This is a genomic window from Pradoshia sp. TA40_28 (genome assembly GCF_059694525.1).
This window is the reverse complement of sequence record NZ_JCATZO010000016.1, coordinates 37,679-58,718: the sequence shown is the minus strand read 5'-3', so window position 1 is coordinate 58,718 and position 21,040 is coordinate 37,679. Positions and strand designations below refer to the sequence as shown.

The window sequence follows — 21,040 nt, the reverse complement described above, 5'->3', positions numbered from 1 at the left end:
TGACGAGATTTTAAAAATCTCTTATTTTAGACTTGCTTGGCGTTTCGTTTTGTTTAGTTTTCAAAGAACAATCTGTCATGTTAGCGACATTTACATTATATCAAGATAACTTTTCATTGTCAAGCATTTCTTTTAATGTAATTCACTAGCAATCTTTTATAATAACCATGTTGCATAAGCAACTTTATTATCATAACACCAACATTTCTGAAAGTCAATAACTTTTTAAGTTATTTTTTCGTATCTGTTTGGTGCTTTCTTATAGTAGCACGCTTTTTAAGTATACGTCAACCACAAAATTAATTTAAAAGTATTCAGATATTAAAAAGTCTTTTCTTAAGCTAAATACCGATACAGGATTTCCATATGTTATAGTCGAAAATCAAATTTATTGTTAAAAAGAGAAATCACCTTTGATCTTATTCAAAAGTATTTATCACACATGTGACATTCTTTCCTTCTATAGAATAGATACATACCCTTCTTTACTATAAACTAACTAAATTACTAAAATAAAAGGGTGGGCTATTTTACTAGGCCCACCCTTTAAATCTCTTATTTTATGATTTTAATGATATTATCTTCCCCAAGCTGAACAGCACCAGATTTAATCTGAATACTTTCACCTTCTTGCAGGTTTGTAAATACAACCGGCGTAATTATAGAGGGAGCATTCGCTTGAATATAATCAAGGTCTACTTCAAGAAGAGTTTGTCCTTTTGAGATTATATCTCCTTCAGTTACTTTCGCTTCAAAACCTTGACCACCTAGTTTCACAGTATCGATTCCTACATGAATTAAGATTTCATGTCCGCTATCCGACAGAATACCAAGTGCATGTTTGGTTGGAAATACATTAATTACTTTCCCTTCAACCGGCGAAGCAATTATACCTTCTTTAGGAATGATCGCAAAACCATCACCCATCATTTTACCAGAGAATACTTGATCTGGTACTTCAGTAATTGAAACGAGCTCACCCGTAATTGGTGAAGTAAAGTCACTTTCAGCAAAATCTGTTCTTAATGCTTCAGGATTAATTTCTTCGATTTGTTGCTGATTTTCTGCATCAGTATCAATCGCCTTCGCTGGACGCGGAGTATTTCCTTCCATAATATCTTTCATTTGAGATTTAATTGTCTCAGAACGTGGGCCAAAGATTGCCTGTATGTTGTTTCCCACCTCAAGGACACCTGCAGCACCAAGAGATTTCAACTCATTTTTATTAACAGCACTAATATCTTTAACTTCTACCCGTAAACGCGTAATACAAGCATCCAAATGAGCGATATTAGGTTTGCCACCCATAGCTTCAAGAATATCATATGGAAGTTCCTCTACAGATCCACCAGACCCTTGAGCACTTTTATCATCATCTTCTTCACGTCCAGGTGTTCTTAAATTCCACTTGCGGATTGCGAAACGGAATCCAAAATAATATATCAAAGCAAATACTAAACCTACCGGAATAACCAGCCACCAGTCTGTTCGGTTTGGTACTACACCGAATAACAAGTAGTCAATAACCCCACCGGAGAATGTCATTCCGATTTTTACATTTAGTATTTGCATAGTCATAAATGATAAACCGGCAAATATAGCATGGATACCAAAAAGTATTGGTGCAACAAATAGGAACGAGAATTCTAATGGTTCCGTAATACCTGTTAAGAAAGAAGTTAACGCAGCAGATCCCATGATCCCGGCCACCATTACTTTTTTCTCAGGCTTTGCTTCATGATAAATAGCCAATGCAGCAGCCGGAAGACCGAACATCATGAATGGATATTTACCAGTCATAAATGTACCTGCAGTTAATTCAACTCCATCTCTGATTTGAGAGAAGAAGATTGCCTGATCTCCACGAATTGTTTCCCCCGCAGCGTTCACATACTGGCCAAATTCGAACCAAAATGGTGAATAAAATATATGGTGAAGACCAAAAGGAATAAGCGACCGTTCTATTACACCAAATATAAATGCTGATAATGGTAAGTTTGTATTAACCATACTTTGAGACAATGTATTTAAGCCATGTTGGATAGGCGGCCAAATAAGAGTCATCAAAAGACCAAGAATTAGAGCAGATACTGCTGTAACAATCGGTACAAACCGTTTACCTGCAAAGAAACCTAAATAGGACGGTAACTCAATTCTAAAGAATCGATTATACATATAGGCAGCTAATAATCCGACAATAACACCACCAAAAACTCCTGTCTGCATAGTCGGTATTCCTAACACCTCTGCATAGGAAGGGTTTGTAGCAGCCATCTTTTCAGTAACACCCATGACCACGCCCATGGTAACATTCATCATCAAATATCCAATAATCGCGGCTAATCCTGCTACACCTTCTCCGCCGGCTAAACCAACTGCAACCCCAACAGCAAACAATAACGGCAAATTAGCAAATACAATATCACCGCAATCTCTCATTACTGCTGCAATTGTTTGAATCCAATCAGCCTCTAAAAAAGACATCATTTTAAGTAAATCTGGATTTTGTGCCACATCACCCAATGCAAGTAGAATACCCGCGGCTGGCAAAATAGCGACCGGAAGCATTAACGCTTTCCCAACCTTTTGCAAAACCCCGAAGGCTTTTTTAAACATGAAGTAGTTCCTCCTCAACTTTCGACTAAATTATTTACTTAACCGGTTGCAAAATAATGGACTATTTGCATAAAGTTTCCCTGTGTTAATTTACACTAAATTCTATATTTTTGAAAGTAATAAAGTTAAAAAAAACCGCTTTTTTCCTACCAAAACAAAGTAAACGCTTACTATCAAGTTCATTTTTTTATCTTCTAGTATTATTAGTATTCGTGTAATATTACACTCATCTACATAAAACAAAAGCTCGCAACTATTTCCTGTGCGGATAGAGTTGCGAGCTTTGATTTACATTATATTAATGATGTGTACCTCACCTAATTTTACTTTACCTCTTTTAACGATCTCAATCTTTTCTCCAGCCTGCAGGTTCGTAAACACGATCGGTGTAATCGTTGACGATGCATTTGATTGGATATAGTTTAAATCAAATGTCATTAAGATTTGCCCTTTCGTAATACGGGCACCGTCAGTGATCTTTGTGTCAAACCCTTCACCTTTCAACTTAACGGTATCAATGCCAACATGTATTAATAGTTCATGACCGCTATCGGATTTAATACTGAGAGCATGTTTAGTCGGAAAAACACTTATAATTTCTCCATCAACTGGGGAAGCAACAATCCCTTCACTAGGTATAATCGCAAATCCGTCGCCCATCATTTTTTCAGAGAAAACCTGATCAGGCACTTCCGTAATAGGGACAAGTTCTCCTTCAAGAGGTGCAGCGAATCCACCTTTAGAGAAATCTGTTTTCAACGCATCCGGATTTACCTCTTCTATTTGTTGCTGTATTTCAGCTTCAACATTATCAGAGGATGCTTTGGTTGGCCGAGGCTTGTTTCCTTCCATTATATCTTTCATCTGAGACTTGATTGTTTCGGACCGCGGACCAAAAATCGCTTGAATATTGTTTCCAACTTCAAGCACACCTGCGGCCCCGAGTGCTTTCAGTTTATCTTTATCCACGTTTGCAATATCGTTAACCTCAACACGTAAACGAGTAATACAAGCATCTAAATGCTTAATATTTTCCTTATTCCCCATCGCTTGAATAATTTCGTACGGAAGATCATCTACTGAACCACCCTTGCCTTGAGCACTTTCTTCATCTTCATCTTCCCTCCCTGGTGTCCGAAGATTCCAAGTCCGAATCGCGAATCTGAACCCAAAATAGTAAATGACTGCGATGACCAATCCAACTGGAATAACAAGCCACCATGCCGTTCGATTTGGCACAATTCCAAAGAGGATATAATCAATCACCCCACCCGAAAAGGTCATCCCTATTTTGACATTCAAAAGCTGCATGGTCATAAAGGAAAGACCTGCAAAAATAGCATGGATACCAAAAAGAACTGGTGCTACGAAAAGAAAAGAGAACTCCATTGGTTCTGTGATACCAGTTAAGAAGGAAGTTAGAGCCGCAGATCCCATTATCCCTGCTACCAATGCCTTTTTCTCAGGCTTGGCTTCATGATAAATGGCTAACGCAGCTGCAGGTAATCCAAACATCATAAACGGATACTTACCTGTCATGAACGTACCGGCTGTTAATTTAACACCGTCTTTAATCTGAGCAAAAAAGATTGCCTGATCCCCACGAATGATTTCTCCAGCTTTGTTGGTATACTGTCCAAATTCATACCAAAATGGAGAATAAAAGATATGATGAAGGCCAAAAGGAATAAGCGATCGTTCAATCACTCCAAAAATAAATGCTGCCAACGTTAAATTTGTATCGATCATATTTTGAGATAACGTGTTTAATCCATGCTGGATAGGCGGCCATATCAACGTCATTAAAAGACCTACTATCAATGCAGAAGCAGCTGTAACAATGGGTACAAACCGTTTTCCGGCAAAAAAACCTAAATATGAAGGTAATTCAATCCTGAAAAATCGGTTATACATATAGGCAGCTAACAGTCCGACAATGATTCCTCCAAATACCCCCGTTTGTAGAGTATTGATACCCAAAACATTAGCATAGGAAGGGTCATTAGCTGCCATATGATCTGTCACGTTAAGAACATCACCCATAGTAACATTCATAATTAGATAACCAATAATGGCTGCCAGTCCCGCTACTCCCTCTCCACCTGCCAGTCCAACTGCGACACCAACCGCAAATAGTAACGAGAGATTGCTAAAGACAATTTGCCCGGAATCCTCCATAACGGTAGCAACCTTTTGTATCCAGCCGGCATCTAAAAATGGCATTAGATCTAGCAAATTCGGATTATGAATGGCATTCCCCAGTGCAAGTAGAATTCCTGCTGCTGGTAATATGGCGACAGGTAGCATTAAAGCTTTCCCAATCTTCTGCAGGACACCGAATACTTTCTTAAACATAAAACGTCCTCCTTAGACTTATTCACAAAATCAAAACGATTGATTTCTTTCGCGAGTAATCAATCTAACTAATTACCTATTAATGTGCCCAAAATGAACGTAAATACAAAGAATTGCTTATAGGTATCCGAAATCCTTTTGTTAATAAGCCTTCCTTAAAAAAAAGATCTGTGCTCATAAAAAAAGCTGCCGAGCACTGCCGGCAGCTTGTACAATCTAGTATCTATTTATTTATGAAAGAAAAATAAAGTAACAAACGAATATGACAAACATTCCATACATGATTGGATGGACTTCTTTTATACGTCCAGCAACAATCATTGTGATTGGGTAGAAGATAAATCCACAAGCAATACCGGCTGCGATGCTGCCAGATAGCGGCATCATAATGATTGTTAGAAATGCCGGTACCGCAATTTCTAATTTACTCCAATTAATATCACCAAGTGATGAGCACATTAACACCCCAACAATGATAAGCGCCGGCGCTGTAACAGGTGAAGTAATTACAGATAAAAGCGGATAAAGGAAAAGCGATAACAGGAACAGCACCCCTGTTATAACGGCTGCGAAACCAGTTCTGGCTCCAGCGGCAACACCCGCTGTTGATTCAATATAAGAAGTAGTTGTAGACGTTCCGAACATAGCACCTGTCATCGTTGCCAAAGAGTCCGCAAATAATGCCCTGCCTGCTCTTGGTAACTTATTATCTTTTGTTAATCCTGCCTGATTGGCAACCGCCATAAGGGTTCCGGCAGTATCAAAGAAATCAATAAATAAGAATGTCAGCACTACCACTAAGAATTCAACTGTAAATAAATTCGATTGGATTGGATTAAAATATGGCTCAATGGCAACACCAAAGGTAGGAGCTACACTTGGAATTGCACCAAATATACCGTCTGGAATCTCAATCAGGTTTGTTAACATCCCAATAATAGCGGTAATGATCATCCCATAAAAAATTCCACCCTTAATGCCTTTAACTAAAAAGATAACCGTAATTAATAAGCCTACAATGGCCAATAATGTATTTCCATCAGTGAAATCACCGATCCCAATTAAAGTTGCATCGTTATTGACAATAATTCCTGCGTTTTTCATACCAACAAAAGTTATGAACAATCCAATACCAGCACCTACTGCATATTTTAATTCTGCAGGGATCGCATTAATAATAGTTTCTCTTAATCCCGTCAAGGTTAATATGGCAAAAATAAATCCAGAAGCTAAAACACCTGCCAAAGCTGTTTGCCAAGGGATACCAAATGTCAAAATAACTGTATACGCAAAGAAAGCGTTAAGTCCCATACCTGGAGCAAGCGCAATTGGGTATTTTGCGATAAGCCCCATAAATATAGAACCGACAGCAGCCGCAAGAGCTGTAGCAACAAATACCGCACCATGATCCATTCTCATCGAATCGGGGAGATCTGGTACATCTGCCAAAGATAATTGCAGTGGATTAACCACTAAAATATACGCCATTGCCAGAAAGGTTGTAATGCCACCTATAATCTCTCGTTTGTAGTTGGTGCCAAGTTCATCAAACTGAAAGTACTTTTTCAACCTACTTCCTCTCCTTCTTTTCATACGCTTTCGTATAAGTTCCGGATAACCAAAAAGCCTCGAACGGATCCGTTCGAGGCTGACTAAAATACAAAGAATAGGCCAAAATATTGGCAGGTATCTTTAATATTCGTAGTCAAGCTATTAACGGTAGCTCGGTAGAAACTTATGGGCCATATCCCCATGATTATACGAATTGATATATTTATTAAAATATTAGGTCTTTTGTATTGTATCAAGAGAATGAAAGCAGGTCAATCAAAAGCGAACATTATCGAGAGATCATTAATTCTTTATTCGTATTTATTTCTACTGCTTTACTATAAAGTTAATCCTTGATTCGTTGCCCTTATCAAGTTTGTAGTTATAAGTAAGTTTATACAAACGTGAAGTTACGTGATTGGTATATATTACAACTATAAACCCCAATTATTGATATTGAATTCAGCAGGAACTAAGATATAATTATTTTATTATTTAAAGATTCAGACTCGTTTGCTTATCAATTACAGTACTTCTTTTTCTATCATATTTATGTACAAGTAAGAGTTTCATGCTTTGCTTAATGTGATTTCATTAGATGATCCTAAGTGAACAAGCTAACAATAGTCGATATAGATCTGTATGAATTGAGGAAACAACTTATGGATACCCATGATTTTATAAACGTGAAAATAGATAGACAGCAATTAGAATATGCAAAGAATATACAAAATTTATTATGCAAAAGATTAGATACTAAACTACCGCTAGAATATGAAATCCCCGATATTATTGTTGAACAAGCTATGTTTCTTTATATAGACACAATGGAGCGATATTATCGGCTAGAGGGTAAGGAATGGGAGGATTTTTACAAAACAATTAGTGGTGTCACAGATGTACCGAGAAAACTGGAAGATTTCAGAGAACAGAAGACTAAACCCTACCTTTAAAAGAAGGATAACCATTTGGCTATCCTTCTTTTTTTAATCTCTCACTAAAAACCTCTCTTGATTTTACACTAGAGGATAAAAGCCGTTTTTTATTCATCCAAGACTAAGATTAATCCACTCTCTGCGAATAATTCTTTCTCAGTCGATAGAATCCAATTCCACACTTCAAAAAAATAACCATATATAATATGAATAAAATAACCCAGCATATAGCAAATCCAACATACCCCGGATCATTGAATTCACCTTTAGTAAAATTCATAGTCAAAGGTATTACACATAACAGAAAAATACCCAGAAAAGGTACCATTTTATTCAAGAATATTCGTTTTACCATTTCCAACTTTGATTGATCATCATTGAAAATTTCTGTATCAATATCAGCAGTGTTACATGCTGACTTTCTAAAATAGCTGTATTCATTCAAATCCTGCATATATTCCCAACCATAGTCTGCATACATCTGCAAATAGCTTTGCTTGTCTTTAGCTGACTGTGGATTAAAATCCAATTTATACACTACATCTTCCGGCTCACATTTTTCAAAATAATAAAATCCCGGCAATGTAACCTTCACCAGTTTATATCCTTTACTATGTTTTTCGCGTAAAAAAATTTCTTCTTTCTCATATTCTGTTAACAAAAAATAGTGATATTCTCTTTCCAACTTATTTTCCACCACACACTCCTCCTCTACTGTTTTTATAAAGTCTCTCAATGCGTTTTATTTCAAGATCCAATATTTGTTGCCCTAATTCTGTAATAATATATAGCTTTCTTTTTTCATCTTCACGGACAAACATAATTAACCCGTCTTTCTCCATTTTTGACAAACTCCCATACATTGTTCCCGGACTAATTGTTATCTCACCGCCCGTCATTTCTTTCACCTTTTTACCGACGTTATAGCCATGCATTTCTTCCTGCAAGCAGAACAAGATATAAAATCCTGTTTCTGTCATTGGTATATAAATTCTTTTAATTTTGTCTCTCATACATCCTCCATTTTTCAAGTTCTATCATCACTAAATATTACAATCAAATATATCGTACCTCGATATATTTAGTATATCGCACCGCAATATACTCATCAACCTCTTTTTTCCATAAAAGGGTGATAACTGGTTAATAATTGGCGGTTTCCGACATAAAAAAAGACCCCCTTCTCACCCATATTCCGGGTAAAAAAGAGAGTCGTTTTTTAAGTTATAAAGTTATAGATGGGCATGCAGCTTTATTTTAAAATATCGCCACATCCGTTTTCACGTGGTTAGGAAGCTTATTCCCATTCAATCGTTGCAGGTGGCTTGGATGTAATATCATAGACAACGCGATTAATATGATCCACTTCATTAACGATACGTACAGAGATTTTCTCTAAAACATCCCATGGGATTCGCGCCCAGTCAGATGTCATACCGTCGATGGATGTTACGGCACGGATTCCGATTGTGTAATCATAAGTGCGGGCATCTCCCATTACTCCTACACTACGGATATCAGGAAGTACAGTGAAGTATTGCCATATATCACGATCTAAACCAGCGTTTTTAATTTCTTCACGAAGAATAGCATCGGATTCTCTCACAATTTCAAGCTTTTCTTCTGTTACTTCTCCCAGTACACGGATTCCAAGACCTGGGCCCGGGAAAGGCTGTCTCCAAACAATCTCATCTGGAATACCAAGTTCTGTACCAAGTGCACGTACTTCATCTTTGAATAGTGTATTCAAAGGCTCGATTAATTGGAATTGCATATCTTCCGGTAATCCACCTACATTGTGGTGAGATTTAATGGTTTGGGCAGTTGCCGTACCACTTTCGATAATATCCGTGTAAAGCGTACCTTGTGCAAGATAGTCGATTCCTTTAAGCTTGGTCGCTTCATCATCAAATACGTAAATAAATTCATTTCCAATGATTTTACGCTTTTGCTCTGGATCGCTGACTCCAGCTAATTTTTTCATAAAACGCTCTTTTGCGTCTACTTTAATAACATTCATATTAAAGCCTTCACTGAATGTCTTCATGACACCTTCAGCTTCATCTTTACGTAATAAACCATGATCCACGAAGATACATGTCAATTGATCGCCAATTGCTTTATGAATTAATACTGCTACAACAGAGGAATCTACTCCACCGCTTAACGCACAAAGTACTTGTTTATCTCCAACTGTTTTGCGGATTTTATCCATTTCCATGTCAATAAAATTCGCCATGGACCAATCGCCTTTACATTTACAAGCTTCAAATACGAAGTTTTTCAATAAGTCGTTTCCATAAACAGAATGACGTACTTCCGGATGGAATTGAACAGCATATAATTGTCGGCTGTCATCACTCATCGCCGCGATTGGACATGATGGATTTGTTGCATCAATTTTGAAACCTTCCGGAGCTGTAACGACATGGTCACCATGGCTCATCCAGACGGTTTGTTCAGTAGGCAGTCCACTAAATAACAAGCTTTCATGGTTTAGCTTAATTTCCGCTTTTCCATATTCGCGCTTACTCGCACGTTCTACTTTTCCGCCAAAATGCTGAGTCATTAACTGCATACCATAGCATATTCCCATGACCGGAATTCCCATATCAAAAATTCGTTCATCACATGAAAAAGCTGTTGCATCATAAACACTGTTTGGTCCACCGGAGAAAATGATTCCCTTTGGATTTAGTTTCTGAATTTCTTCCACCGTTATCGTATGGGGATGAAGTTCACTGTAAACTCCAAATTCACGAATTCTCCTTGTGATTAATTGATTATATTGACTTCCAAAATCAAGAACGACAATCATTTCCTGAATAGGGAGATCAGTTGTTTCCATCATCACTTTCACCTCGTCTGATATTTTCGGTTAATTGAGCAACATCATCCAAAGAGATCTTTATCTCTCTTCCCCATATGCTAATAAGAAATATCAGGTATCAACCCATTGGTACTTCATAATCCTTTACGTATTAGCTATTCCACAATTTTGAACAATTCATTCGAATAAAGAAAAACTAGAATCCTTATGTACTATGTAGAATTCTAGTTAGAAATTATATAATTCCTCCATAGTCAAATCATTTTTTGGTGATTTGGTAGGAACTTCCGAACCTTATTTTCGAAACTATATGAAGGGTAGATTGCTTTTTTATTAACCGCCATAATTGTATCGTGAGAGAAAAGAGTGGTCAAGCGATAGTTCTTAAAATCATCTTCTCCCAACGATCCTTAAAGCTCCGCCAATCTAATTTTGTTTTCTCATTTGAATAGATATACTTTTCATATTCCCGTGTTAACCGATTCATGTCGGTCGTTCCAAAAAAATGATCTACATATACGGCGTACTCTCTCAAGGTCTGCCCTGGCTTTCTTTTGATCCCATACCGATTTAATTCATGAAGTAATTGCATATAGGCATGTGAATAGTTCGGTTTTTTTCTGACCCTTTTATAGTAAACCAACCAGATGTACGGTACCCACTTCCCTCTGATTCGATATAAGAAAACAGCAGTCCCCCCAACTAGTAAGACCACCACTAGGGCTTTCTTCCATTGTTGTGCCACTTTCTCTTTGATCATTTCAAATGTAATTTGAGAAGACTCATCCTGGTTCTCGGTTAGCTTTTCTTTTGGCTCCTTATTTTCCGGTTTATTTGTTTCTGGTGTCGGTTGTGTTTCCTCCTGGTCATTGCTGATATCCTGAGTAGTAGTAAATCGTACTTCAGAACTAAATCCCTTCGTTGGTTCAAAAGGAACCCATCCTACACTGGGAAAATAAACTTCCGGCCATGAGTGCGCATTATTATTTGTGATCACATACCGCGACTCACCCAATTGCTGATCATAGACTAAATCACCTGCCGTATACCCCTTTACCCAGCGGGCCGGGATTCCCAGTGAACGGACCATGACAACCATGGCACTTGAAAAATTATCACAATAGCCTATTTGTGTTTCAAACAGAAATTGGTCTACGTAATCCTGATTTTCCTCGGGGTAGGGAACTCCTTCTTTACTATACGTGAATAGATCTCCTGTCAAATAGTCCTCAATTGCTTTTACTTGATCATAAATAGCGGCCGATCCAGTTTTTTCTGCAAGGTCCGCCGCTAAGCTCGAGACTCTTTCCGGAACATAAGCTGGAAGACGCAGCGATTGTTCCATTTGTAAATCTATATCCATATCGCTTATATCTTCTGTCTTATCCTTTTGCAGAACATCTATATAATAAGTAGGACTTCTAAACTGGATGTCCACCTCTTTTAATTCTTGTTTGTCTGCCCCTTCAAACACCGGGGTAATCGTAGATGTATTCCCAGAATAAAATACACTAGTAAAAGCAGATTCAACGTCACCATTCAGATTATAAAATTGATCAATAGCCATTGGGCTTGGATAAGGGATGTGGCCATGATCTATTTCAAATTCCAGTTCTGCCATTGAATCTTCAGTTGTATTTTCACCCCTGTAATCGTATAGCATGGCTGGTTCTGAATCTAATACAGTTTGACTTACGCCATAATCCGGACCAGCGTCCCATCCTTTGCCCGTATAGACATTTTTATTTTCAATCTTCCAATACGTACGGACAGGTGAAGAAGCACGGAACACTACCCCATCATCACCAACAAAATCACCGCCCAATTTACTGTCATCCTGGTCATATCCTATCCTTTTTTGAGTAGAGCCGAATTTTTCTGATGTTGATTTAATAAAAGATACTGGATCTGGCCATATTGCTTGTGGCTTTGGTGCAAAGAAACCAATCACAACCGCAAAGGCAATCATGCTCGATAATAAAATCATCCAACGGATGGCAGTGTGATGAGAATAGTGAATGTTCGCCCCAATCAGCAGACGAACCCATACAAGCGTGCCGAGAATAGCAAAGCCAATCACAACCACTCGTACAATAGCATGATTACTATCGTAGGTTGTAAATGTGTCTAGAACAGTTACATAAATAAATGTCATAAGCAAAAACAAGAATAACCGCTGTTTCACTTGAACCCAATAATGAATCAAAAAGGTAAACAGCCATATCAGAAAAAAGAAAAGCAACGTTCTAAATTCTGAGCCTATATTTTGCCAATCCCTAGAAAATACAGATAGTATTCCCTCTTTTATATCAATGAAAAAAGCATTTATCCAGCTGTCTTCCGACATATGGAATTGAAAACGATAAAAAATCATATATAGACTTGTACCTATATAAATAAATAAAACAGGAATTATTATTTTCCATGATAGTTTGAATGCATGCATTGCCAAGGTGACAGCACCAAAAACAATGAAATACTTGATTTGGCTTGTTTTAGTCACTTCTTCTATCGGTCTCAGCCATTCCAATAAAATGATAAATGCAAAAAGAAATAACTGTAGTCGAATAACGGGATGCAGTTCATTTCCTTTCATCTCCTGCCACCCCTCTTTTCAAAAACTTGCCAATCCTCTCGATTATGAATAATGGACATTTTCGCCCCATGGTTTATTCCATACGTGTAAGCTTCATGCTCAGCCTTATTGAGGACAGAGGAAGGCTCACAGAAAAACAAAATATATAAGGAACGGGTTCCTCCCGCTAGCTTGGTATATGATTTAACAAGTGGTAAATGTAAGGAAGAAGTGATGAGAATCAGCGATGCATTCGGCGGTATAAATTTCGTCTGAGGTGTATAAGATCTTGGGGAACCTAAGTCAGGTTTAGGTGAAGCGCTAATTTTCGCTAAGAAGTACAAAGCTTTTTGAATATGTCCTTTTCCATCTTTTATTTCTAGCAGGTTATCCAATCCGTCTCCACCAGCCCAGAGGCCTACTCTCATTCTCTTTGCCAGGCCACTTTCAGCGAGAGATGCACTAAAGGTCACCATTTCTTCAAATATAGTAAGCTCGCTCTCACAATTAATTAAAATAAAGAAATCACTGCTATGCTTTTCTTCAAAGTTTTTTGCTTTAAGTCCAACGCCCTTTGCACTGGACTTCCAATCAATCACGGTCATACGATCACCAGGAGCATAATCGCGAATACCAGATACCATCGCTGTTTCATTCCTGATTTTATATGAATTTGTGCGCTGTCCATGCTCATAATCGCTGAAAATCTGTCGTAATAGCAAAGGAACTGTTGCAGGAAGTACAAGAATTTTTTTAGTGGAATCTATTAAGCTACTCTTATCAATCAACCCGAGTATATCACCTGTTATAAACTCAAGCCTGTTAAAAGTATGCTCTCCTCTCGGCATACTTTTAATGGTATAGGATAACTCTAATCTTTTTTTGAACCCTGGAAAAACAATGGAACTCATCTTTTTCCTAACAAGCAAGATACCCAGCCTTTCCGGCAATAATTCATGAATCAACAGATACGCTATGGGAATAAGCGTCTTCCTTTTAATCATAATCTTCATATGTAACGGGTCGCCAGCCGTCAACTCCTGATCATCTATAACCCGCTCCACAGTAAAGTCATTTAATGGATAGGCGAAAACCAATAGTCCATATAAAGCAAAAGGAAGAAAACTATAAAAGAGAAACCAACTGACAAATCCACCCTGGAACATGGCATAGGTAAATGTCACAATAAGTAATAACAGAAGTAGGAAAAACTTTGACCACTTACCCCAATTACTTAGAACCTTTTTCCCTAATTTCATTTTCAATTCACTTGCCTTTGCACAGGGACAGGTGTCCTTGCCACTATCTCATCGAGAATAGCTTGAGCAGTAAACCCATCATAAACAGATTCGGCTTTTACAATCATACGGTGATTAAATACGTAAGGAAGCAAAAATTGCACATCATCCGGTATACAGTAGGTACGACTATGCATAAATGCCCAAGCCTGTGAAACCTTCATAAGGGCAACTGTACCACGCGGGCTCACGCCCAAATATACCCGTTTATCCTCCCTCGTTTTCACAGCCAATTCTACAATATAACGTGCAATCATATCATCTACATATACATTCTGAATTTCCTCCTGTAGCTTAATCATTTCATTAACCGTGATTACAGGATTGAGATCGTCTACAGAAACAAGCATTTTTGCATTCGTCAAAATCGCCAATTCATCGGCCATTTCTGGGTAACCCATTTTCGTTTTAAGTAAGAAACGATCTAACTGAGCCTCTGGCAAGGAGTAGGTTCCTTCATATTCAATTGGATTTTGAGTTGCCATAACAAAAAACGGATTGGCCAATTTATGTGTTACCCCATCGACTGTTACTCTATGTTCTTCCATTGCTTCAAGCAAGGCAGACTGTGTTTTGGGAGAAGTCCGATTAATCTCATCAGCCAAAATGATATTTCCCATAATAGGCCCTGGCCGGAATATAAATTCATGCTCCTTTGGATTATAGATAGAAATGCCCGTTACATCAGATGGCAATAAGTCCGGAGTAAATTGGATTCGCTTATAATCAACCTGGATCGATTTAGCAATAGACTTAACTAGCATCGTCTTGCCTACGCCCGGTACATCTTCAAGCAACACATGCCCTTTTGCTAAAAGAGCTGCAATGCTTAACTTAGCAACCTCTCTTTTCCCGATAATCACTTTCTCTATATTTTGGATAATCTTTTCTATCATAGGATTGAGTTTCTCATTCATGGATTATTCTCCCCCTTTGATCTATAACCCTATTGTTATAATATTCTGTATTTACAGTCAATAACTTTATTATAAATATTTTGTAGATGAGGTTCTTTTAATCATAAGCAAAGAAAAATGACACTATTAAGTTAACGCTATTTTCTGCAGAATGGGCTCGCTTTCCGCGGGCAAGCATCAAGCCTCCTCACGCTCTGCGCTGCGGGGTCTTGATACGCTTGTTCTTCCCGCAGGAGTCTCTCCCATTCTGCAGAAAATAGAACACTGCATTATAGATGATTTTCCTTGGTAATAAGAAAGAAATCCTCAGAGAACAAAAGCCTTGTTGACTTTCATTCATCAATCCAATTGTCGAGGAAAATATTCTGTCGAACGCGGACTCACAATTAATCAAAATGACATTCTTTCAATATATATTCGGTCACTCAGTCATGGCCAATTAAGACTTGGGAAAGTCTAAAAATGGTATAAATAAAAAGTGGAGGAAGGGTCTACCCCTTGTAAGAAATCCAAAAAACAAAAAGGAATTCAGAATATGGACTTTATAGAGTCCTTCTGATTTCCTTTACATAAATATGTCTAAATTTGTTTTTCTCTTAAAGCTTGGTCAGCAAGAAGAAGCGATCCAATTACCCCAGCATTGTCGCCCAATCCTGGAGAAACAATATAAGAATCAATGGCTTCATCCAGTTCAGGTAATATAACATATTGATTGAGTGATTTTTTTAAATAAGCATAGATGATTGGGAATACTTGCTTTTGCTTCATAACCCCACCTCCCAGGATGATCCTCTTAGGAGATAGGATTAAAATATATTGCATTAGCGCCTGCGCAATATAAAAGCCTTCCATCTCCCATACTTCTTCCTGGCTATCGAGATTATCCGCTTTTTCGCCCCAGCGCTCTTCAATTGCCGGTCCCGCTGCCAATCCTTCAAGACAATCCTGGTGATATGGACATTTCCCTTCATAGGAGTCTTTTTCATGACGACGTACAAGGATATGTCCCATTTCCGGATGTGACAATCCCTGCAATAGCTTTCCATGGACGACTGCTCCTGCGCCTATACCCGTACCAACCGTAATATATAGACAGCTGTCCAGCCCTTTTGCAGCACCTAAAGTTGCCTCTGCTAAAGCCGCTGCGTTTACATCTGTATTAAAACCTATCGGAACAGAGAACCTCTTCTTTAATTCATCAACAATAGGGTAATCCCTCCAGGCAAGCTTCGGCGTTGCTGTTATAGAACCATATGTAAGACTATTCGTATTCACATCCACCGGACCAAAGGAACCTACTCCAATCGCCTCCACTGGATACTTATCAAAAAAAGCAAGTACCTGAGACATCGTTTCCTCTGGCGTAGTAGTAGGTATCGATATTCGTTCTAGAATTGATCCTTTCGGGTCACCCACCGCACATATAAATTTCGTTCCACCTGCTTCAATTCCCCCTACTAACATGTGGAGCACCTCCATCTATATCTAAGTCTACAGAAACATAAACATAACGATTTTCATATGCATTGGACCATTATTTTTGTACAGTTGCGGCTGCAGCTGCTTCTGCCTCAGCCTCTTGTTCTTTTTTAACATTAACGCGATCAATGACCTTCAAGAATGGAAGCCATATTGCGAATACAATAGCAAAGTTCACAAGTTGTAAAAGAGCACCTGCAAGTGAGTTAGTCGCTAGATATCCGCTTAATCCTATTGGTACCGTCCACGGTACCTTTACACCAGTTGGCGGTGGCACAAGACCAGTGCTCATTGCAAAATAGGTAACAGCTGTTACAATCATTGGCGCAAGAACCCAAGGCACTAAAATTAATGGATTCATGACAATCGGAAGACCAAAAATAATCGGTTCATTGACATTGAATATACCAGGCAGACCACCTAATTTAGCTACCTGCTTCATCTGCTTGGATTTGATAAACATGAGAATGGCCAACACGACTGCCAAAGTCATACCTGTTCCACCCATCCCCACTGTAAATGTATCCATAAATGAGCCTGAAATAATATGTGGTACTTCTTCACCTGCATTGAATGCCGCTAAATTCTCTAAAGCCAATGTATTCCAAATTGGATCCATGACAGAGTTCATGATAATTTGCCCATGAAGGCCAAAGAACCAAAGGATTTGAGTAAGAAACACAACGACTAGGGTTGGAATAATGCCACTACCTAAGCCTGTAAGTGGTTCTTGTATAACTGTATAGATAACATCATGAAGATTTGTTTTAAATGCTAAGGATACTATTCCCTGTATCGCCAGGAAAAACGTTAATGTAATAAGTGCCGGAATCAATGCTGCAAAAGATTTGGCTACTGCCGGCGGTACACCTGCTGGCATTTTAATCGTAATATCTTTTTGAACAGCTTTACGATAAATTTCGCCTGCAATAAAAGCAGAGATCATGCCAAGGAACATTCCTTTTGCTCCAAGGCGATCCAATGAAAGAACACCAGTAATGGTTTCTCCCGCTTCCGTTTCTACCACTAACGGTGTCAGAAATAAAAAGGAGGCAAGGGCTACTACTCCACCAAATACAGCTTCAACATCATAACTTTTTGATAGATAATATCCGATACCGAAGACAACAAACACAGACATAATTCCCATAGTTGCATTACTTGCCACTCCAAATGTATCACCAAGTGTGGTAATGGTACCTTCACTTAAAAACGAGTCCAAAAATGGGAGATTTAATAAAACGACGACAATGGAACCAAAAACGGTCAATGGAAACGCTAACATAAAAGCGTCACGTAGAACGCCTAAATATCGGTTGTTATTCAGTTTACCGGCAAGTGGCATAAGAAATTGGCTAATTTTATCAAACACAGGTCTTCCCCCTTAAATAGGAATTAGATTAAATACCTTAAGATTCATCCACTTCTTCAACCATACATTCCCGATAAACATTCTATGCTTGAATAAGCTTACTTCTTTCTTGCACCACCACTGTGTATAATCTGCTGAAAGCTGACCTGTTCTTCTGTAAGTTGTTCGATTTGCAGTTTTTCCATTATTGTTTGCCTATTAAGGAAAGTGCTTGTTCATATGCTTTTTTACCATCTGCCATTCCATATGCCCTCATATCGATGACATCCACTCTAATGTCATATTTGTCTGCTTCTTTTTGTAACTCACCTTTAAGGAAGCTCATCTGAGGACCAATTAATACAACATCAGCATTTGCCATTTCATTCTTTGCCTTATCCTGTCCAACTGCCCAAATTTTTGCATTCTCACCAATTGATTTGGCATGCTGCTCCATTTTAGTAACCAGCAAACTAGTTGACATACCTGAACTGCAAGCTAATAAAATTTTTCTCATATTTAAAACTCCCTTTATAGTAGTCTCTTAAAACCGCTTACATTTACTATTATAGACAATTTATAATAAATATCTAGACATTTAATTAAGTATTCAAAGTTTTTTGTAAATTTATACCACTCAATTCATAGATAAAGGGCATACCCACAATTAGGCATACCCTTATTGCCTTCCAATCTCGAAGGGACAATATAAGAATTACTTTATTCAACCAATTCAGGTATTCGTGTTCATAACCACTGCATCAGAGGAACCTTCCGCACAAATAAATTTCGTTCACTCTGCTTCACCCTACTAATATGTGAGCATCTCCATCTTTATCTAACGGCTACTGAAATGAATGTAAATCTGTCATATCGATGTCTGGAAAACGAGTACTCGAATGGAATTCCAATATCCAGATGGCCAATTTGTTCTACTTCCAGGATTGGATCATGTTCCCCACAATGAAGATATTGTTGATCCAACTCATTAGATTTAGCGGCTCTAATCTTCCTATGGGCTCCGCCTATCTTTAAATTCAATGTATTTTCAATGTGATGATAAATAGAATCATGCAATACGTCTTCATTAATATCAGGAATCAAGTTGGAAGGCATATACGTTTCTTCAAGCACATAAGGCTCATCCTCTACAATGCGTAAGCGGATAATATGGTAAACCGGTGTATTCATGCTGATAGAAAGGTTTTTGGCGATTTCTTCAGAAGGGAACTGAATACCAAACTCAATTACTTTACTGACTATTTTTTGGTCTTTCATTAAATTGGATAACCCAACCGTTTCATCACTGATGACATTTACATTGTGGTTTTGCATAGATGATTGAATGATAAATGTACCGTGACCCCGTTTTCGATAAATCATCCCCTCCTGTGCCAGGATATCAAGCGCTCTTTTCATCGTCATTCTGCTGCAGTTAAATTCCCGGCATAGACTATGTTCATCCGGCATCATTTGATCAACCGGATAATAACCGCTTTTAATACGCTCTCTAATTTCATCTGATATAGAAATATACTTGGACATGATACACCCTTCTTTTTTCTAACTTATCTTTGTATAGTATACTGTTCAATTCATATTGAAAAGAAGAAGATAGTCATTCAGGGACTATCCTCCATCATTCTACTTAAAATCCATTGTTCTTAGCTACCTCTTTATACCAATATCCACTTTTCTTAATCGTTCTCTCTCCATCTTTATCCAAGTTTACAGAAACAAAACCGTAGCGATTTTTATATGCATTGCTCCAAGACCAGTTATCCATAAATGTCCATAAATGATATCCTTTCACATTGGAACCTTCTCCGATTGCAGCATGAACCCATTCAAGATGCCCCTTGATGAAATCAATTCGGTAATCATCCTCAATCATTCCATCGGCATTACGGAACTTTTCTTCACCCTCTACACCCATTCCATTTTCAGAAATGAAGCATTCGATATTACCATAGTTATCTTTCAGGTTGATTAATATATCGTAAATGCCCTTTTCATAGATTTCCCAACCACGATGAGGATTCATTTTACGTCCAGGCATAACATAGTTATCAAAATAGTGATCTGGCATAAATGGACCATCCGGATTCGGCATGTGTTCTTTCGCTTTCACACGACGCGGCTGATAGTAATTGACTCCAAGCAAGGATACTGTATTATTCTTTATTAACTCCAAGTCCCCTTCTTCTATTACAGGCATGAAATCTTTTTCCTTCAGAATTTCAACTAATTCAGCAGGGAATTCACCCTTAACTGTAGGATCGAGGAAGGAACGGTTAAAGAAGGCATCGCAGATAATAGAAGCTTTTACATCAGCAGGATGCTGACTTCTTGGATAGGATGGCGTTAAATTTAGAACGATCCCAACTTTTCCGTCCAGACCGAGCTCCTTATAGGCAGCGATTGCTCTGGCATTCGATAAAATAGTGTGATAGGCAACTTGAACCGCATTTCGGAAGTTCACCTCATTCGGATAGTGGAAATCATATAGGTATCCACCTTCTACCGGAACAATCGGTTCATTATGCGTAAACCACTTTTTAACACGGTCCCCAAATGTTTTGAAACAAGTAATCGCGTATTGTTCATAAGCATCGACAACTTTACGGTTTGTCCATCCGCCAATTTCCTGCATAGCCATTGGCATATCAAAGTGGAATAGCCCAACAAATGGCTCAATATCGTTAGCTATTAACTCATCAATGACGTTATTGTAAAATTCGACCGCCTTTTCATTTACCTTGCCTGTACCATTCGGAAACATACGTGACCAGGAAATAGACATGCGGAAAGAGTTATGTCCAATTTCTTTCATTAATGCAATATCTTCTTTGTATTTATAATAAAATTGAGACGTTTTTTGAGGGCCCACTCCGTCAAAAAAGCGATTAGGCTCTACCTCGTACCAGTGGTCCCAAATATTCTTTCCTTTTCCGTCAACATCTGCAGCACCCTCTGTTTGAGTTGCAGAAGCAGCTGATCCCCACCAAAATCCCTCTGGAAATTGATAATTTATTTTATCGCTCGTATTTTTCATGATAATCCATCCTCTCGTCTCATAGTTGATTTATTTATATAGCTTATAAATAAGGAGACTAGCAATGGAAGGATTCCC

The 21,040-nt window shown here is 38.2% G+C and carries 15 protein-coding genes and 2 riboswitches; of the genes, 1 reads left to right on the top strand and 14 read right to left on the bottom strand.

The window, feature by feature from the left end; genetic code table 11:
• Positions 1 to 555: 555 nt before the first annotated feature.
• The 3 genes from ptsG (AC58NB_RS16295) to AC58NB_RS16285 form a co-directional block, all read right to left on the bottom strand.
• Complete coding sequence (gene ptsG / locus AC58NB_RS16295; protein WP_497427852.1) at positions 556 to 2,616, bottom strand: glucose-specific PTS transporter subunit IIBC; 2,061 nt, start codon at positions 2,614 to 2,616, stop codon at positions 556 to 558.
• 288 nt (positions 2,617 to 2,904) lie between these two features.
• A complete protein-coding gene (ptsG, locus tag AC58NB_RS16290) occupies positions 2,905 to 4,971 on the bottom strand; it encodes a glucose-specific PTS transporter subunit IIBC (RefSeq protein WP_497427851.1) in 2,067 nt (688 codons plus the stop codon).
• A 231-nt stretch (positions 4,972 to 5,202) separates the two neighbouring features.
• Positions 5,203 to 6,540 (bottom strand): NCS2 family permease, encoded by a 1,338-nt coding sequence (locus AC58NB_RS16285; RefSeq protein WP_497427850.1) that lies wholly within the window; start codon positions 6,538 to 6,540, stop codon positions 5,203 to 5,205.
• Positions 6,541 to 6,653: 113 nt separating this feature from the next.
• Positions 6,654 to 6,755: riboswitch (purine riboswitch) on the bottom strand.
• A gap of 429 nt (positions 6,756 to 7,184) precedes the next feature.
• On the opposite strand from AC58NB_RS16285, the gene AC58NB_RS16280 reads away from it, so the two are divergent.
• Positions 7,185 to 7,475 (top strand): hypothetical protein, encoded by a 291-nt coding sequence (locus AC58NB_RS16280; protein ID WP_497427849.1) that lies wholly within the window; start codon positions 7,185 to 7,187, stop codon positions 7,473 to 7,475.
• Between the two features lie 109 nt (positions 7,476 to 7,584).
• Here the strand turns inward: AC58NB_RS16280 and AC58NB_RS16275 are convergent, their stop codons facing one another.
• From AC58NB_RS16275 to AC58NB_RS16225, 11 genes are all read right to left on the bottom strand, one after another.
• Positions 7,585 to 8,154, bottom strand: coding sequence for a DUF2812 domain-containing protein (locus tag AC58NB_RS16275; protein ID WP_497427848.1), 570 nt, complete (start codon positions 8,152 to 8,154; stop codon positions 7,585 to 7,587).
• Positions 8,144 to 8,470: a PadR family transcriptional regulator gene (locus AC58NB_RS16270; protein ID WP_497427847.1), complete on the bottom strand. Its 327-nt coding sequence runs from the start codon at positions 8,468 to 8,470 to the stop codon at positions 8,144 to 8,146. Before AC58NB_RS16270 ends, AC58NB_RS16275 begins: the two co-directional genes overlap by 11 nt.
• A gap of 284 nt (positions 8,471 to 8,754) precedes the next feature.
• Positions 8,755 to 10,305: a glutamine-hydrolyzing GMP synthase gene (gene guaA / locus AC58NB_RS16265; protein ID WP_497427846.1), complete on the bottom strand. Its 1,551-nt coding sequence runs from the start codon at positions 10,303 to 10,305 to the stop codon at positions 8,755 to 8,757.
• A gap of 213 nt (positions 10,306 to 10,518) precedes the next feature.
• Positions 10,519 to 10,621, bottom strand: a riboswitch (purine riboswitch).
• A gap of 36 nt (positions 10,622 to 10,657) precedes the next feature.
• Positions 10,658 to 12,883 carry a DUF4129 domain-containing transglutaminase family protein gene (locus AC58NB_RS16260; protein ID WP_497427845.1) on the bottom strand — a complete coding sequence of 742 codons (2,226 nt, stop codon included), beginning with the start codon at positions 12,881 to 12,883 and terminating at the stop codon, positions 10,658 to 10,660.
• Complete coding sequence (locus tag AC58NB_RS16255) at positions 12,880 to 14,121, bottom strand: DUF58 domain-containing protein (RefSeq protein ID WP_497427844.1); 1,242 nt, start codon at positions 14,119 to 14,121, stop codon at positions 12,880 to 12,882. Before AC58NB_RS16255 ends, AC58NB_RS16260 begins: the two co-directional genes overlap by 4 nt.
• 2 nt (positions 14,122 to 14,123) lie before the next feature.
• Positions 14,124 to 15,077, bottom strand: coding sequence for an AAA family ATPase (locus tag AC58NB_RS16250; RefSeq protein ID WP_497427843.1), 954 nt, complete (start codon positions 15,075 to 15,077; stop codon positions 14,124 to 14,126).
• Positions 15,078 to 15,656: 579 nt separating this feature from the next.
• Entirely contained in the window at positions 15,657 to 16,541 is an 885-nt protein-coding gene (locus tag AC58NB_RS16245) for an ROK family protein (protein WP_497427842.1), read from the bottom strand.
• Positions 16,542 to 16,611: 70 nt separating this feature from the next.
• Positions 16,612 to 17,928 (bottom strand): PTS cellobiose transporter subunit IIC, encoded by a 1,317-nt coding sequence (gene celB / locus AC58NB_RS16240; RefSeq protein ID WP_497427841.1) that lies wholly within the window; start codon positions 17,926 to 17,928, stop codon positions 16,612 to 16,614.
• Between the two features lie 184 nt (positions 17,929 to 18,112).
• A complete protein-coding gene (locus AC58NB_RS16235) occupies positions 18,113 to 18,424 on the bottom strand; it encodes a PTS sugar transporter subunit IIB (protein ID WP_497427840.1) in 312 nt (103 codons plus the stop codon).
• A 317-nt stretch (positions 18,425 to 18,741) separates the two neighbouring features.
• Complete coding sequence (locus tag AC58NB_RS16230; RefSeq protein WP_497427839.1) at positions 18,742 to 19,452, bottom strand: GntR family transcriptional regulator; 711 nt, start codon at positions 19,450 to 19,452, stop codon at positions 18,742 to 18,744.
• A gap of 103 nt (positions 19,453 to 19,555) precedes the next feature.
• Positions 19,556 to 20,962, bottom strand: a complete 1,407-nt coding sequence (locus tag AC58NB_RS16225) for a glycoside hydrolase family 1 protein (RefSeq protein ID WP_497427838.1) — start codon at positions 20,960 to 20,962, stop codon at positions 19,556 to 19,558.
• Between the last annotated feature and the right edge of the window lie 78 nt (positions 20,963 to 21,040).

Bases quoted from the DNA above. Each gene is read 5' to 3' on its own strand.
- ptsG (WP_497427852.1), bottom strand. From the start codon at position 2,616: ATGTTTAAAAAAGCCTTCGGGGTTTTGCAAAAGGTTGGGAAAGCGTTA.
- ptsG (WP_497427851.1), bottom strand. From the start codon at position 4,971: ATGTTTAAGAAAGTATTCGGTGTCCTGCAGAAGATTGGGAAAGCTTTA.
- AC58NB_RS16280 (WP_497427849.1), top strand. From the start codon at position 7,185: ATGGATACCCATGATTTTATAAACGTGAAAATAGATAGACAGCAATTA.
- AC58NB_RS16270 (WP_497427847.1), bottom strand. From the start codon at position 8,470: ATGAGAGACAAAATTAAAAGAATTTATATACCAATGACAGAAACAGGA.
- guaA (WP_497427846.1), bottom strand. From the start codon at position 10,305: ATGGAAACAACTGATCTCCCTATTCAGGAAATGATTGTCGTTCTTGAT.
- AC58NB_RS16260 (WP_497427845.1), bottom strand. From the start codon at position 12,883: ATGAAAGGAAATGAACTGCATCCCGTTATTCGACTACAGTTATTTCTT.
- AC58NB_RS16255 (WP_497427844.1), bottom strand. From the start codon at position 14,121: ATGAAATTAGGGAAAAAGGTTCTAAGTAATTGGGGTAAGTGGTCAAAG.
- AC58NB_RS16250 (WP_497427843.1), bottom strand. From the start codon at position 15,077: ATGAATGAGAAACTCAATCCTATGATAGAAAAGATTATCCAAAATATA.
- AC58NB_RS16245 (WP_497427842.1), bottom strand. From the start codon at position 16,541: ATGTTAGTAGGGGGAATTGAAGCAGGTGGAACGAAATTTATATGTGCG.
- AC58NB_RS16235 (WP_497427840.1), bottom strand. From the start codon at position 18,424: ATGAGAAAAATTTTATTAGCTTGCAGTTCAGGTATGTCAACTAGTTTG.
- AC58NB_RS16230 (WP_497427839.1), bottom strand. From the start codon at position 19,452: ATGTCCAAGTATATTTCTATATCAGATGAAATTAGAGAGCGTATTAAA.
- AC58NB_RS16225 (WP_497427838.1), bottom strand. From the start codon at position 20,962: ATGAAAAATACGAGCGATAAAATAAATTATCAATTTCCAGAGGGATTT.